Source organism: Pseudomonas sp. P7548 (assembly GCF_013386585.1).
Classification (GTDB): Bacteria; Pseudomonadota; Gammaproteobacteria; order Pseudomonadales; family Pseudomonadaceae; genus Aquipseudomonas.
Genome location: NZ_JACARO010000015.1, coordinates 165930 through 178444, shown reverse-complemented (window position 1 = coordinate 178444; position 12515 = coordinate 165930). Strand labels below are relative to the sequence as shown.

Annotated in this window: 17 protein-coding genes; 11 read left to right on the top strand and 6 right to left on the bottom strand. The window is 60.9% G+C overall.

The annotated features are described in order from the left end of the window. Nucleotides 1-18 precede the first annotated feature (18 nt). The 10 genes from HX803_RS08765 (at nucleotide 19) to HX803_RS08720 (ending at nucleotide 7360) form a co-directional block, all read left to right on the top strand. Entirely contained in the window at nucleotides 19-705 is a 687-nt protein-coding gene (locus tag HX803_RS08765) for a YggS family pyridoxal phosphate-dependent enzyme (RefSeq protein WP_178920041.1), read from the top strand. Nucleotides 706-738: 33 nt separating this feature from the next. Further along, on the top strand, nucleotides 739-1557 hold the full coding sequence (gene proC / locus HX803_RS08760; protein ID WP_178920040.1) for a pyrroline-5-carboxylate reductase: 819 nt from the start codon (nucleotides 739-741) through the stop codon (nucleotides 1555-1557). Between the two features lie 23 nt (nucleotides 1558-1580). Then, complete coding sequence (locus HX803_RS08755) at nucleotides 1581-2168, top strand: YggT family protein (RefSeq protein WP_176996769.1); 588 nt, start codon at nucleotides 1581-1583, stop codon at nucleotides 2166-2168. 207 nt (nucleotides 2169-2375) lie between these two features. Further along, complete coding sequence (locus tag HX803_RS08750) at nucleotides 2376-3515, top strand: homoserine O-acetyltransferase (RefSeq protein ID WP_178920039.1); 1140 nt, start codon at nucleotides 2376-2378, stop codon at nucleotides 3513-3515. A gap of 7 nt (nucleotides 3516-3522) precedes the next feature. Beyond that, entirely contained in the window at nucleotides 3523-4143 is a 621-nt protein-coding gene (gene metW / locus HX803_RS08745) for a methionine biosynthesis protein MetW (RefSeq protein ID WP_016972957.1), read from the top strand. 21 nt (nucleotides 4144-4164) lie between these two features. Then, a complete protein-coding gene (locus HX803_RS08740; RefSeq protein ID WP_159960660.1) occupies nucleotides 4165-4599 on the top strand; it encodes a DUF4426 domain-containing protein in 435 nt (144 codons plus the stop codon). Continuing rightward, the gene (gene rdgB / locus HX803_RS08735) at nucleotides 4596-5192 is read left to right on the top strand and encodes an RdgB/HAM1 family non-canonical purine NTP pyrophosphatase (RefSeq protein ID WP_178920038.1); all 597 of its coding nucleotides are present in this window, start codon (nucleotides 4596-4598) and stop codon (nucleotides 5190-5192) included. The genes HX803_RS08740 and rdgB overlap by 4 nt, the downstream gene beginning before the upstream one ends. Next, entirely contained in the window at nucleotides 5189-6391 is a 1203-nt protein-coding gene (hemW, locus tag HX803_RS08730; protein ID WP_256732830.1) for a radical SAM family heme chaperone HemW, read from the top strand. The genes rdgB and hemW overlap by 4 nt, the downstream gene beginning before the upstream one ends. Nucleotides 6392-6409: 18 nt before the next feature. Further along, nucleotides 6410-6733 carry a DUF3392 domain-containing protein gene (locus HX803_RS08725; protein WP_010207241.1) on the top strand — a complete coding sequence of 108 codons (324 nt, stop codon included), beginning with the start codon at nucleotides 6410-6412 and terminating at the stop codon, nucleotides 6731-6733. Nucleotides 6734-6811: 78 nt separating this feature from the next. Next, the gene (locus HX803_RS08720) at nucleotides 6812-7360 is read left to right on the top strand and encodes an RNA 2'-phosphotransferase (protein ID WP_178920037.1); all 549 of its coding nucleotides are present in this window, start codon (nucleotides 6812-6814) and stop codon (nucleotides 7358-7360) included. Between the two features lie 176 nt (nucleotides 7361-7536). On the opposite strand, the gene HX803_RS08715 is transcribed toward HX803_RS08720, so the two are convergent. From HX803_RS08715 to HX803_RS08695, 5 genes are all read right to left on the bottom strand, one after another. After that, nucleotides 7537-8349 (bottom strand): hypothetical protein, encoded by an 813-nt coding sequence (locus tag HX803_RS08715; protein WP_178920036.1) that lies wholly within the window; start codon nucleotides 8347-8349, stop codon nucleotides 7537-7539. A gap of 78 nt (nucleotides 8350-8427) precedes the next feature. Further along, a complete protein-coding gene (gene trmB / locus HX803_RS08710) occupies nucleotides 8428-9153 on the bottom strand; it encodes a tRNA (guanosine(46)-N7)-methyltransferase TrmB (protein WP_178920035.1) in 726 nt (241 codons plus the stop codon). Nucleotides 9154-9162: 9 nt separating this feature from the next. Then, nucleotides 9163-9957, bottom strand: coding sequence for a thiazole synthase (locus tag HX803_RS08705; RefSeq protein WP_105521099.1), 795 nt, complete (start codon nucleotides 9955-9957; stop codon nucleotides 9163-9165). Nucleotides 9958-10009: 52 nt separating this feature from the next. After that, the gene (thiS, locus tag HX803_RS08700; protein WP_025859525.1) at nucleotides 10010-10210 is read right to left on the bottom strand and encodes a sulfur carrier protein ThiS; all 201 of its coding nucleotides are present in this window, start codon (nucleotides 10208-10210) and stop codon (nucleotides 10010-10012) included. Nucleotides 10211-10281: 71 nt separating this feature from the next. Next, the gene (locus tag HX803_RS08695; RefSeq protein WP_178920034.1) at nucleotides 10282-10659 is read right to left on the bottom strand and encodes a DUF423 domain-containing protein; all 378 of its coding nucleotides are present in this window, start codon (nucleotides 10657-10659) and stop codon (nucleotides 10282-10284) included. A gap of 74 nt (nucleotides 10660-10733) precedes the next feature. On the opposite strand from HX803_RS08695, the gene mtgA reads away from it, so the two are divergent. Continuing rightward, nucleotides 10734-11456 carry a monofunctional biosynthetic peptidoglycan transglycosylase gene (gene mtgA / locus HX803_RS08690; RefSeq protein ID WP_176996775.1) on the top strand — a complete coding sequence of 241 codons (723 nt, stop codon included), beginning with the start codon at nucleotides 10734-10736 and terminating at the stop codon, nucleotides 11454-11456. A gap of 179 nt (nucleotides 11457-11635) precedes the next feature. Here the strand turns inward: mtgA and rpoH are convergent, their stop codons facing one another. Then, nucleotides 11636-12490 carry an RNA polymerase sigma factor RpoH gene (rpoH, locus tag HX803_RS08685; protein ID WP_016972967.1) on the bottom strand — a complete coding sequence of 285 codons (855 nt, stop codon included), beginning with the start codon at nucleotides 12488-12490 and terminating at the stop codon, nucleotides 11636-11638. Nucleotides 12491-12515 lie beyond the last annotated feature (25 nt).

The following is a 12515-nucleotide window of genomic DNA, read 5'->3' as shown; positions in this document are numbered from 1 at the left end:
TCCACGGGCGCATCTTGAATGTCGACGATAGCAGACAACATTGGCCAGGTTAGCCAGCGCATCCGCGCCGCAGCCGACGCCGTGCAACGTGACGCAAGCAGCATCCACCTGCTGGCCGTGAGCAAGACCAAACCCGCGCAAGCCGTGCGTGAAGCCTATGCCGCCGGGATGCGCGACTTTGGCGAGAACTACCTGCAGGAAGCCTTGGGCAAACAGGCCGAATTAACCGACCTGCCCTTGAGTTGGCACTTCATCGGCCCCATTCAATCGAACAAGACGCGCGCTATCGCCGAGAACTTCGCTTGGGTGCATTCCGTGGACCGCCTCAAAATCGCACAACGCCTGTCCGAACAACGCCCGGCCGACCTGCCGCCGCTGAACATCTGCATCCAGGTCAACGTCAGTGGCGAAGCCAGCAAGTCCGGCTGTACGCCCGCCGACCTGCCGGCCCTGGCCGAGGCAATCAGCGCACTGCCGCGCTTGCAGCTGCGGGGCTTGATGGCAATCCCTGAGCCGACTGAAGACCGTGCCGCGCAAGATGCAGCCTTCGCCACGGTGCGTGAGCTGCAAGCCCGTCTGAACCTGCCGCTGGACACACTTTCCATGGGCATGAGCCACGACCTTGAGTCGGCCATTGCCCAAGGTGCCACCTGGGTGCGGATCGGTACCGCCCTGTTTGGCGCCCGCGACTACGGCCAGCCTTGAAATGGCTGACTTCCCTCTGAGTAAGGACCTGTCATGAGTAACACGCGTATTGCCTTTATCGGCGCCGGTAACATGGCGGCCAGCCTGATCGGTGGCCTGCGGGCCAAGGGCTTGCAAGCCCAGCAGATCCGCGCCAGCGACCCGGGCGCCGAGACCCGCGCCCGCGTCAGCGCCGAGCACGGCATTGAAACCTTTGCCGACAACGCCGAGGCCATCCAGGGCGTCGACGTGATCGTATTGGCGGTGAAGCCACAAGCCATGAAGGCCGTGTGCGAAAGCCTGCGCCCGAACTTGCAACCGCACCAGTTGGTGGTCTCGATTGCCGCCGGCATCACGTGTGCCAGCATGACCAATTGGCTTGGCGCACAGCCGATCGTGCGTTGCATGCCCAACACGCCTTCGTTGTTGCGCCAGGGTGTGAGCGGCCTGTATGCCACCTCCGAAGTCAGCGCCGAACAGCGCGGCCAAGCCCAGGAACTGCTGTCTGCCGTGGGCATCGCCCTGTGGCTGGAACAGGAGCAGCAGTTGGACGCGGTCACCGCCGTGTCCGGCAGCGGCCCGGCGTATTTCTTCCTGCTGATCGAAGCCATGACCGCCGCCGGCGTGAAACTGGGCCTGCCGCAGGAAATCGCCAAGCAACTGGCCGAACAAACGGCCCTTGGCGCCGCGAAGATGGCGGTGACCAGCGACGTAGACGCCGCCGAACTGCGCCGCCGCGTGACCTCCCCAGGCGGTACCACGCAGGCTGCCATCGAATCGTTCCAGGCCGGGGGCTTTGAAGCCCTGGTGGAAAAAGCACTGGGTGCCGCAGCACATCGTTCAGCCGAAATGGCCGAGCAGCTGGGCAAATAGTCGTCCCCTACAAGGAATCAAACATGCTTGGAATCAATGACGCTGCCGTTTTCATCATCCAGACCCTGGGCAGCCTGTACCTGCTGATCGTGCTGATGCGCTTTATCCTGCAACTGGTGCGGGCGAACTTCTACAACCCGCTGTGCCAGTTCGTGGTGAAGGCTACCCAGCCGCTGCTCAAGCCACTGCGCCGGGTGGTCCCGAGCATGTTTGGCCTGGACATGTCATCGCTGGTGCTGGCGCTGCTGCTGCAGATCCTGCTGTTTGCAGTGATCCTGCTGCTCAATGGCTACCAGGCCAACACCGTGCTGCTGTTGCCGTGGGGCCTGATTGGCATTTTCTCGCTGTTTTTGAAGATCATCTTCTGGTCGATGATCATCAGCGTGATCCTCTCGTGGGTCGCTCCCGGCAGCCGCAGCCCGGGCGCCGAGCTGGTGTATCAGATCACCGAGCCGGTGCTGGCGCCGTTCCGTCGCTTGATCCCCAACCTGGGCGGCCTGGATATCTCGCCGATCTTCGCGTTTATCGCGATCCAGCTGCTGCAAAGCTGGGTGATCCCGCGCCTGGCCTACTACGCGTTCATGCCTAAGGAATTGTTCGGCCTGATCTGATATGCCTCCTGTGCAAGCTGGCTTGTGTGGGAGCTGGCTTGCCTGCGATAGCATCACCGCGGTGTCACTGACACACCGAGGTGCCTGCATCGCGGGCAAGCCCGACTCCCACACAGGCCAACTGCCATATTTTGTATCTGCGCCTTTGCTTGCCGCTGGCCCCCCCGCTCTTTAGACTTACGCCTCATTTAAACGAGAGCAGGGTCGATGCCAGCTGCCTTCCCCCCCGATTCTGTTGGACTGGTCGTGCCCCAAGTGGCGCACTTCAGCGAACCGCTGGCCCTGGCCTGCGGCCGGTCGCTGCCAGCCTACGACCTGATCTACGAAACCTACGGCCAATTGAACGCCACGGCGAGCAATGCCGTGCTGATCTGCCACGCCCTGTCCGGCCATCATCACGCCGCAGGCTATCACTCGGCCGACGAGCGCAAGCCCGGCTGGTGGGACAGCTGCATCGGCCCCGGCAAGCCCATCGACACCAACAAGTTCTTTGTGGTCAGCCTGAACAACCTCGGCGGCTGCAACGGTTCCACCGGCCCGAGCAGCCTCAACCCGGAAACCGGCAAGCCGTTCGGCGCGGACTTCCCGGTGCTCACCGTGGAAGACTGGGTACACAGCCAGGCACGCCTGGCCGACCTGCTGGGCATCAGCCAGTGGGCCGCCGTGATCGGTGGCAGCCTGGGCGGCATGCAGGCCCTGCAATGGACCATCACCTACCCGGATCGCGTGCGCCATTGCCTGGCCATCGCCTCAGCCCCCAAATTGTCGGCGCAGAACATCGCCTTCAACGAAGTGGCGCGCCAGGCCATCCTCACCGACCCCGAGTTCCACGGCGGTTCGTTCCAGGAAGCCGGCGTGATCCCCAAGCGCGGCCTGATGCTGGCGCGGATGGTCGGGCATATCACCTACCTGTCCGATGACTCCATGGGCGAGAAATTCGGCCGTGGCCTCAAGAGCGAAAAGCTCAACTACGACTTCCACAGCGTCGAGTTCCAGGTAGAAAGCTACCTGCGATATCAGGGCGAGGAGTTCTCCGGACGTTTCGACGCCAACACCTACCTGTTGATGACCAAGGCCCTGGACTACTTCGACCCTGCGGCCAATCACGACGATGACCTGGCGAAAACCTTCGAGGGCGCCAAGGCCAAGTTCTGCGTGATGTCGTTCACCACCGACTGGCGCTTCTCGCCGGCGCGCTCCCGCGAGCTGGTGGATGCCTTGATGGCGGCGCGCAAAGACGTCTGCTACCTGGAGATCGACGCGCCGCAGGGCCACGACGCCTTCCTGATTCCGATCCCGCGCTACCTGCAGGCGTTCGGCAATTACATGAACCGGATTACTGTGTGAGAACGCCATGAGAGCCGACCTGGAAATCATCCAAGACTGGATCCCCGCCGGCAGCCGCGTGCTCGACTTGGGCTGCGGCGATGGCGAACTGCTGAGCTGGCTGCGCGACAACAAGCAAGTCACCGGCTACGGCCTGGAAAACGACCCGGACAACATCGCCCAGTGCGTGGCCAAGGGTATCAACGTGATCGAGCAGGACCTGGACAAGGGCCTGGGCAACTTTGCCAGCAACAGCTTCGACATCGTGGTGATGACACAGGCCCTGCAGGCGGTGCACTACCCAGACCGCATCCTCGACGAAATGCTGCGCGTAGGCCGCCAGTGCATCATCACCTTCCCCAATTTCGGCCACTGGCGCTGCCGTTGGTACCTGGCCACCAAGGGCCGCATGCCCGTGTCGGACTTCCTGCCGTACACGTGGTACAACACGCCGAACATCCACTTCTGCACCTTCGAAGACTTCGAAGCCTTGTGTGGCGAGCGTGAAGCCAAGGTGATCAACCGCCTTGCCGTCGATCAACAGCACCGCCATGGCTGGGCGAGTAAGCTGTGGCCTAATCTGTTGGGAGAAATCGGCATTTACCGGGTCAGCAGCCCTGGCCTGACCGACCACAAGATTGCCGTCTAATCATTTTCAAGAGGGACGCTCATGAGTCGTTTGGCTGTTTTTCTATTGACCGCACTGCTTGGCGCCAACGCCATGGCCGCCGACGTTATCGACCCTAACCGCACGAAGGAATTCGGCGATATCACCGTGCGCTACAACACCTTCACCTCCAGCTTCCTGCAGCCGGAAACCGCCCAGGCCGTTGGCGTGGTGCGCAGCAAGAACAAGGGCCTGATCAACGTGTCCGTGTTCAAGGGCGTGACCCCGGTGGTGGCGCAAGTGACCGGCACCATCAAGGACTCGCTTGGCAAAAGCGAAGTGCTGACCTTCAAGCAGATCACCGAAAAAGGCGTGACCAACTACCTCGCGCCCTACTCGGTGCCGCAGCAGGAATTCAAGACTTTCACCATCAATGTTGAAACCGGCGGCAAAGCCCACGGTTTCAGTTTTGTTCAAGAACTCTTCCCGGCCGAATGATGAAACTCACCCAACTCGTACTGGCCAGCCATAACGCCGGCAAACTCAAAGAACTGCAAGCCATGCTCGGCGACTCCGTGCAACTGCGCTCGATTGGCGAGTTCAGCCAGGTGGAGCCGGAAGAGACTGGCCTGTCATTCGTCGAAAACGCCATCCTCAAGGCACGCAATGCTGCACGCATTTCCGGCCTGCCGGCGCTGGCGGATGACTCGGGCCTGGCGGTGGACTTCCTCGGCGGCGCACCGGGCATCTATTCGGCGCGTTATGCCGATGGCAAAGGCGATGCAGCCAACAACGCCAAGCTGCTGGACGCCCTCAAGGACGTGCCGGACGCCGAGCGCGGCGCGCAGTTCGTCTGCGTGCTGGCCCTGGTGCGCCACGCCGACGACCCGTTGCCGATCCTGTGTGAAGGACTGTGGCACGGGCGCATCCTGCATGCGGCCAGCGGTGAACACGGTTTTGGCTATGACCCGCTGTTCTGGGTGCCGGAGCGCAATGCCTCCAGCGCCGAACTGAGCCCGGCCGACAAGAACCAGATCAGCCACCGTGCTCGCGCAATGGATTTGCTGCGCCAACGCCTGAGCCTGAAATGACCCAGAACACCTCTGCGCAGCCGCTGATCCACGGCGGCGCGCAAACTCCACGGGCGGCCCTGCCCCTGCTGCCGCCCTTGGCGCTGTATATCCACATCCCGTGGTGCGTGCGCAAATGCCCTTATTGCGACTTCAACTCCCACACCGCCAGCAAGGTGCTGCCGGAAGAAGCGTATGTGGACGCGTTGCTGGCCGATCTCGACCAGGACCTGCACGCGGTGTATGGCCGCGAGCTGAGTTCGATCTTCTTTGGTGGCGGCACCCCGAGCCTGTTCAGCGCTGCGGCGCTGGGCCGTTTGCTCAAGGGCGTGGAAGCACGCATCCCGTTTGCCAGCGATATCGAGATCACCCTGGAGGCCAACCCCGGCACCTTCGAGCAAGAGAAGTTCGTGGCGTACCGCAAGCTGGGGATCAATCGGCTGTCCATTGGCATCCAGAGTTTCCAGCAGCAGAAGCTTGAAGCCCTGGGACGCATCCACAACGGCGACGAAGCCGTGCGTGCTGCCGGCATGGCGCGCCAGGCCGGGTTCGATAACTTCAACCTGGACTTGATGCATGGCTTGCCCGATCAGTCCCTGGACGACGCCCTGAGCGACCTGCGCCAGGCGATTGCGCTCAAGCCGACGCATCTGTCGTGGTATCAACTGACCCTGGAACCCAACACGGTGTTCTGGAACCAGCCACCGGCGCTGCCGGAAGACGACACCTTATGGGATATCCAGGAAGCGGGTCAGGCGTTGCTGGCTGAGCACGGCTACGCGCAATACGAAGTGTCAGCCTATGCCCAACCGGGCCGTCCGGCGCGGCACAACCTGAACTACTGGAGTTTTGGCGACTTCATCGGCATCGGCGCGGGCGCCCATGGCAAGCTCAGCCACCCAGATGGGCGCATCGTGCGCACCTGGAAGACACGCGCACCAAAGGACTACCTCAACCCGGCCAAAAGCTTTCAGGCCGGCGCGAAAGAGCTGACGAACGAGGACCTGCCGTTCGAGTTCCTGATGAACGCCTTGCGCCTCACCGAAGGCGTGGACGCCAAGCTATACGCCGAGCGCACCGGGCTGGACCTGGCGAGCCTGGATGAAGGCCGTCGCGAGGCCGAACAAAGTGGCTTGATGCAGGTCGAACCGTCACGCCTGGCGGCGACCGACCGCGGGCAACTCTTTCTCAATGACCTGCTGCAGAAGTTTTTGAGCTGACGCTCTTAAGGAAATCACATGGATTTGGTACTCGACCTGCTCGCCACCGTATCCCGCTGGAGCCGTAGCAATCTGTCGGAAATCTCCCTGGCCCTGGTGGGCTGCTTGCTGGTGCTGTTTGGCGCCGACATCAAGGGCTGGGTGGAAGCCCGCCTGGGCAGCGTCGCCGGCGCCTTGCGCGTGCCGCTGATGGCGTTGCTGTGCATGATCGGCAGCGGCGCCGCGTTGATCTACGCCACGCCGTGGATTGTGCGGGGCTTGAGCCAGTTCAATAACTACAGCCTGGCACCGGTGCTGGTGGTCGTATTGGTACTAATTGGCGTAGTTGCAGACCGCCGCTGATCCAAAACCAACACACCCCCTGTAGGAGTGCGGGGCAGGTCGGCGCTAATTTCATCCAGACAAAGCCAAGGACATCTCATGAGCAAAACGCTTCTGGACGACACCAGTAAATTTCTTAGCTATGTACTGCGTCACGAGCCTCAGGCAATTGGTCTTTCCTTGGACTCAGAGGGCTGGGCAAGCGTTGCCGAACTGATCGAGACCGCTGCCAGCAACGGGCGCAGCCTTACCCGGGAATTGCTTGAGCAGGTGGTGTCCGGCAACGACAAAAAACGCTTTGCGTTCTCTGAGGACAACGGACGAATCCGGGCCGTGCAAGGCCACTCCAACAAGAACGTCCAGCTGCAACTCGACGAAAAACAACCGCCCGCGGTGCTTTTCCATGGCACCGCGACCCGCTTCATGGAGTCAATCAGCCAGCAGGGCCTGATTCCAGGCTCGCGTCATCACGTACACCTCAGTGAACAACTTGAGACGGCCAGAGAAGTCGGACAACGCTATGGGAAAGTGGCGATTCTGCAGATAGACACCCCGAAGATGCTCGCCGAGGGCTACAGGTTTTTTCAGGCTGAGAATGGGGTTTGGCTGACAGAGCGGGTGCCTGCGCGGTTCCTCAAAGTGCTTTGACTCGACAGATATCGTAGGAGCTGGCTTGCCGGCGATGGCGGTGTGTCAGGCAGTTCATTGGCCGCCTATAGACCGCTATCGCTGGCAAGCCAGCTCCTACAAGGGTGCGTTTTGGGCTGGCCGATTTTTTGAATTTCAGCGACACATGTCGCTGACCAGCGTTAGACGAAGCAGCCCTATTTGGACGCCTGCCCTCCAAACGCTTTCTCGTAATACTCTTTAAGCGTCATCGGGTCTTTGCAGCCCAACGCCAGCGCTTGGTTCAGATAGGTCAGGTTGAGGCTGTCGGGCATGCCTTTTTCGTTCATTCGAGTTGCAGCCAATATGTAGTAGGCGTCGGCTCGGTACTGGTCATAGGTCAGCATTCGCGCACTGGCCTGCGCCTGCTGGTTGGCTACGGTCCACTCCTCCTTGATCTCAGCCAGACGATCTTTCTCGAAACAGAGCGAGCGTTGTGTGTACAAAGGGTAATAGCCCTGAAATCCATCAGCGCGCAGGAGCATCTGCTTAAGATCCTCCAGATACTTCACATGGCCTGGGTCAAGAAAATTAAGGCGCATGTAAGTCTGGTCGCATTGGTAGTAATAACCTACCGCGGCTGCCAACAGGCCTTGATCCATTGCCCTGTGCATCGGCTCGCAGACCTGTTTGCGCTCGGCGTCCGACATCCCGAACCGACTTTGCATATTGGCCAGCATGTAAGTCGCTACCGTATGCCCACCGTCGGAAGCCATCTTCAGGTCGCTTTGCAACGCAGCTATCTTATCCTTACCTTCTTTGGCCAACTCAGCCGAGACCTTGGGATCCAGTTTGCCACTGGCTTCCAGAGGCAGGTTTTCCTCAATCAACACGCGCAGTTGTTCCGCTTTCTTTTGAGCACGCTCAAAGTAGTCGTCCGGAGAAATCACTGGAAGGGAGGCGGTCGTGGTGGCGAATACTGCCGCAGACAGCAGACTCAGCAGCAACAAGCAGGGGAACGTAAATTTCAAACCCTTGTATTCCTTTACAAGTAGAAACGAAAACGGCGGTGAAGCAAACCTGCTTCACCGCCGCTGATGCGTAGCCGTTTAAGCCAGCTTCTCGAACTTCAAATCCCACACACCATGCCCGAGTCGCTCACCACGACGTTCAAACTTGGTGATCGGGCGCTCCGCCGGGCGCGGCACGCATTTGCCGTCTTCGGCGATGTTGCGATAGCCAGGGGCGACGTTCATCACTTCCAGCATGTATTCAGCATACGGTTCCCAGTCGGTGGCCATGTGCAGGATGCCGCCCACTTTCAGCTTGCTGCGCACCAGTTCCGCGAAGGAGGCCTGGACGATGCGGCGCTTGTGGTGACGGGCCTTGTGCCATGGGTCTGGGAAGAACAGCATCAGGCGGTCGAGGCTGTTGTCGGCGATGCAGCGGTTGAGCACTTCGATCGCGTCGCAGTCATACACCCGCAGGTTGGTCAGGCCTTGGGTCAGCACGCCATTGAGCAGCGCGCCGACACCCGGGCGGTGAACTTCCACACCGATGAAATCCTGTTCCGGCGAGGCGGCGGCCATTTCCAGCAGGGAGTGGCCCATGCCAAAGCCGATTTCCAGGGAACGCGGCGCCGAACGGCCGAACACCTGGTCGTAGTCCACCGGCGCATCCGCCAATGGCAGCACGAACAGCGGCGTACCTTGCTCCAGGCCCTTTTGCTGGCCTTCGGTCATGCGACCGGCGCGCATCACAAAACTCTTGATGCGGCGGTGCTTGGACTCGTCGCCTTCTTCCACGGTGTTCGGCGTTTCGTTTGATTCAGTCATCAATGGCTCTTACTTGATCAGACCATCCAGCGGCGAAGAGGCGCTGGCGTAGAGTTTTTTCGGCATGCGACCGGCGAGGTACGCCAGGCGGCCTGCGACGATTGCGTGTTGCATGGCTTGGGCCATCATGACCGGTTGCTGGGCATGGGCGATGGCCGAGTTCATCAGCACCGCGTCGCAGCCCAGCTCCATGGCGATGGTCGCGTCGGAGGCCGTGCCTACGCCCGCGTCTACCAGCACCGGGATCTTGGCTTCTTCGAGGATGATCTGCAGGTTGTACGGGTTGCAGATACCCAGGCCGGAACCGATCAGGCCGGCCAGCGGCATCACCGCGATACAGCCGATTTCCGCCAATTGGCGGGCGATGATCGGGTCATCGCTGGTGTAGACCATCACGTCGAAGCCTTCCTTGACCAGGGTTTCGGCGGCCTTGAGGGTTTCGATCACGTTGGGGAACAGGGTTTTCTGGTCGGCCAGCACTTCCAGCTTCACCAGGTTGTGGCCGTCGAGCAGCTCACGGGCCAGGCGGCAGGTACGCACGGCTTCGATGGCGTCATAGCAGCCGGCAGTGTTCGGCAGGAAGGTGTAGCGATCTGGCGACAGCACTTCGAGCAGGTTCGGCTCGCCTTCGATCTGGCCCAGGTTGGTGCGGCGCACGGCGAAGGTGACGATCTCGGCGCCGGAGGCCTCGATGGCCAGGCGGGTTTCTTCCATGTCGCGGTACTTGCCAGTGCCGACCAGCAAACGGGACTGGTAGGTACGACCGGCCAGGACGAAGGGCTTGTCGCTACGAACGATGCTCATGGGAAATCCTCGAAATGGGGTGAGGTTCTGCAGAATTCAGAAAGCTGCGCGACTAACCGCCGCCGATGGCGTGGACCACTTCGACCTGATCACCGTCGGTGAGCGCGGTCTCGGCGTGCTGGCTACGCGGGACGATATCCAGGTTGAGTTCCACTGCGACGCGACGCCCGGTCAGGTCCAGACGGGTCAGCAGGGCCGCAACGGTTTCACCGTCGGGCAGTTCAAAAGATTCGCCGTTCAACTGAATGCGCATGCCACGGGCCGCCATCGTTTTTAGGGGCCCGCATTCTAGCCCGATTGGGGTTGCTGGCCCAAGTCCCTTGGTCAGGCCGCTTGCAGGCGCCACGCCGCCAAGCCGAGGAAGAACCAGCCCAGCAGGAACGCCAAGCCACCAAACGGCGTGATGATCCCCAGCTTGCTGAAACCTGTCAGCGTCAGCACATACAGGCTACCGGAGAACAGCAGGATGCCGACGGTAAACGAGATACCCGCCCAGCTGACCAATCGGCCAGGAATATGCGCCGCCAGCAACGCCACACCGAACAATGCCAAGGTGTGTATCAGTTGATAGGTCACGCCGGTATGGAAGATCGCCAGGTACTCGGCGCTCAGGCGGTTTTTCAGGCCGTGGGCGGCGAAGGCGCCAAGGGCGACACCGGTGAAGCCGAAAAAGGCAGCCAACATCAGAAAGCCACGCAACATGAGGAACTCCAGTCAGACGCAAAGGGCCGGGTCTGTATAATGGCCCGCTCAACGGGTTCGGCCAAGCCATCTCTATGCTGCGTCTCCTCTTCAAACGTTTTCTCAAAGTCGTGAAATGGTTTGCCATCGGCAGTGTACTGCTGGTGCTGCTGTTCCGTGTCGTCCCGCCGCCCGGCACTGCGCTGATGGTGGAGCGCAAGGTGGAGTCCTGGGTCGACGGCGAGCCGATTGACCTGCAGCGCACCTGGGTGCCGTGGGACGAGATCTCCGACGACCTCAAAGTGGCGGTGATGGCTGGTGAAGACCAGCGCTTCCCGCAGCACTGGGGTTTCGACTTTGGCGCGATCCAGGCGGCGATCCTGCACAACGAGCGCGGTGGCTCGATCCGTGGCGCCAGTACCTTGAGCCAGCAAGTGTCGAAGAACCTGTTCCTGTGGGCCGGTCGCAGTTATCTGCGCAAGGGCCTGGAGGCGTGGTTTACCGGGCTGATCGAAGTGCTGTGGCCCAAGCAGCGCATACTTGAGGTGTACCTCAACAGCGTGGAATGGGATGAAGGGGTGTTTGGCGCGGAGGCCGCGGCCCGGCATCACTTTGGGGTGAGTGCCAAGGCGCTTTCGCGGCAGCAGGCCAGTTATCTGGCGGCGGTGTTGCCTAATCCGAGGGTGTGGAGTGCCAGCCATCCGACGGCGTATGTGGCAAGGCGGGCGGCGTGGATTCGGCAGCAGATGAGCCAGTTGGGTGGGGATGGCTATTTGGTCGAGCTGAACAATTCCCGAAAAGCGCCTTGGTCTGACTGACACACTGCCCCCCCTGTGGGAGCTGGCTTGCCTGCGATAGCGGTGTATCACCTTGCCCATAAGTTGGCTGACAGGGCCCCATCGCAGGCAAGCCAGCTCCCACAGAGACCGCGTTGATTCTGAAGACAAACAAAAATGCCCTGATCTTTCGATCAGGGCATTTTTTTTATCGCTGCGTGTTAGGCGGCGATCGACAATTTAAGCTTGTTCATCGCGCTCTTCTCAAGCTGACGAATCCGCTCGGCCGACACGTTGTACTTCTGCGCCAGGTCGTGCAGCGTGGCTTTGTCTTCTGCCAGCCAACGCTGGTAGAGGATGTCACGGCTGCGGTCGTCCAGCACTTCCAGCGCTTCGTGCAGGTTGTGGTTGGAGTTGTCGCTCCAGTCCGCATCCTCCAGCTGACGCGCCGGGTCGTACCGGTGGTCTTCCAGATAGTTGGCCGGCGATTGGAAGGCGCTGTCGTCGTCTGCTTCAGCAGCAGGGTCGAAGGCCATGTCATGTCCGGTCAGGCGACTTTCCATCTCGCGCACTTCACGCGGTTCCACACCGAGGCTTTCGGCCACGCGGTGGACTTCCTCGTTGTTCAGCCACGCCAGGCGCTTCTTCTGGCTGCGCAGGTTGAAGAACAGCTTGCGCTGGGCCTTGGTGGTCGCGACTTTCACAATGCGCCAGTTGCGCAGGATGAACTCGTGGATTTCCGCCTTGATCCAGTGCACGGCGAACGACACCAGGCGCACACCCATTTCAGGGTTGAAGCGTTTCACAGCCTTCATCAGGCCGACGTTGCCTTCCTGGATCAGGTCAGCCTGGGCCAGGCCGTAGCCGCTGTAGCTACGGGCGATATGTACGACAAAACGCAGGTGGGCGAGCACCATCTGCCGAGCCGCCCCCAAATCCTGCTCATAGTAGAGACTCTCGGCCAGTTCACGCTCCTGCTCGGGCGTCAGCAATGGAATGCTGTTGACCGTGTGCACATAGGCTTCCAGGTTCGCACCCGGGACCAAGGCATAAGCAGGTTGCAAAGAAGTGGTCATACGAAAAAACCTCCGACTCACATAA

What these genes read in the sequence shown, in the direction of transcription:
- HX803_RS08765 (WP_178920041.1), top strand. Translation starts at nt 19, where the DNA reads ATGTCGACGATAGCAGACAACATTGGCCAGGTTAGCCAGCGCATCCGC.
- proC (WP_178920040.1), top strand. Translation starts at nt 739, where the DNA reads ATGAGTAACACGCGTATTGCCTTTATCGGCGCCGGTAACATGGCGGCC.
- HX803_RS08755 (WP_176996769.1), top strand. Translation starts at nt 1,581, where the DNA reads ATGCTTGGAATCAATGACGCTGCCGTTTTCATCATCCAGACCCTGGGC.
- HX803_RS08750 (WP_178920039.1), top strand. Translation starts at nt 2,376, where the DNA reads ATGCCAGCTGCCTTCCCCCCCGATTCTGTTGGACTGGTCGTGCCCCAA.
- metW (WP_016972957.1), top strand. Translation starts at nt 3,523, where the DNA reads ATGAGAGCCGACCTGGAAATCATCCAAGACTGGATCCCCGCCGGCAGC.
- HX803_RS08740 (WP_159960660.1), top strand. Translation starts at nt 4,165, where the DNA reads ATGAGTCGTTTGGCTGTTTTTCTATTGACCGCACTGCTTGGCGCCAAC.
- rdgB (WP_178920038.1), top strand. Translation starts at nt 4,596, where the DNA reads ATGATGAAACTCACCCAACTCGTACTGGCCAGCCATAACGCCGGCAAA.
- hemW (WP_256732830.1), top strand. Translation starts at nt 5,189, where the DNA reads ATGACCCAGAACACCTCTGCGCAGCCGCTGATCCACGGCGGCGCGCAA.
- HX803_RS08725 (WP_010207241.1), top strand. Translation starts at nt 6,410, where the DNA reads ATGGATTTGGTACTCGACCTGCTCGCCACCGTATCCCGCTGGAGCCGT.
- HX803_RS08720 (WP_178920037.1), top strand. Translation starts at nt 6,812, where the DNA reads ATGAGCAAAACGCTTCTGGACGACACCAGTAAATTTCTTAGCTATGTA.
- trmB (WP_178920035.1), bottom strand. Translation starts at nt 9,153, where the DNA reads ATGACTGAATCAAACGAAACGCCGAACACCGTGGAAGAAGGCGACGAG.
- HX803_RS08705 (WP_105521099.1), bottom strand. Translation starts at nt 9,957, where the DNA reads ATGAGCATCGTTCGTAGCGACAAGCCCTTCGTCCTGGCCGGTCGTACC.
- thiS (WP_025859525.1), bottom strand. Translation starts at nt 10,210, where the DNA reads ATGCGCATTCAGTTGAACGGCGAATCTTTTGAACTGCCCGACGGTGAA.
- HX803_RS08695 (WP_178920034.1), bottom strand. Translation starts at nt 10,659, where the DNA reads ATGTTGCGTGGCTTTCTGATGTTGGCTGCCTTTTTCGGCTTCACCGGT.
- mtgA (WP_176996775.1), top strand. Translation starts at nt 10,734, where the DNA reads ATGCTGCGTCTCCTCTTCAAACGTTTTCTCAAAGTCGTGAAATGGTTT.
- rpoH (WP_016972967.1), bottom strand. Translation starts at nt 12,490, where the DNA reads ATGACCACTTCTTTGCAACCTGCTTATGCCTTGGTCCCGGGTGCGAAC.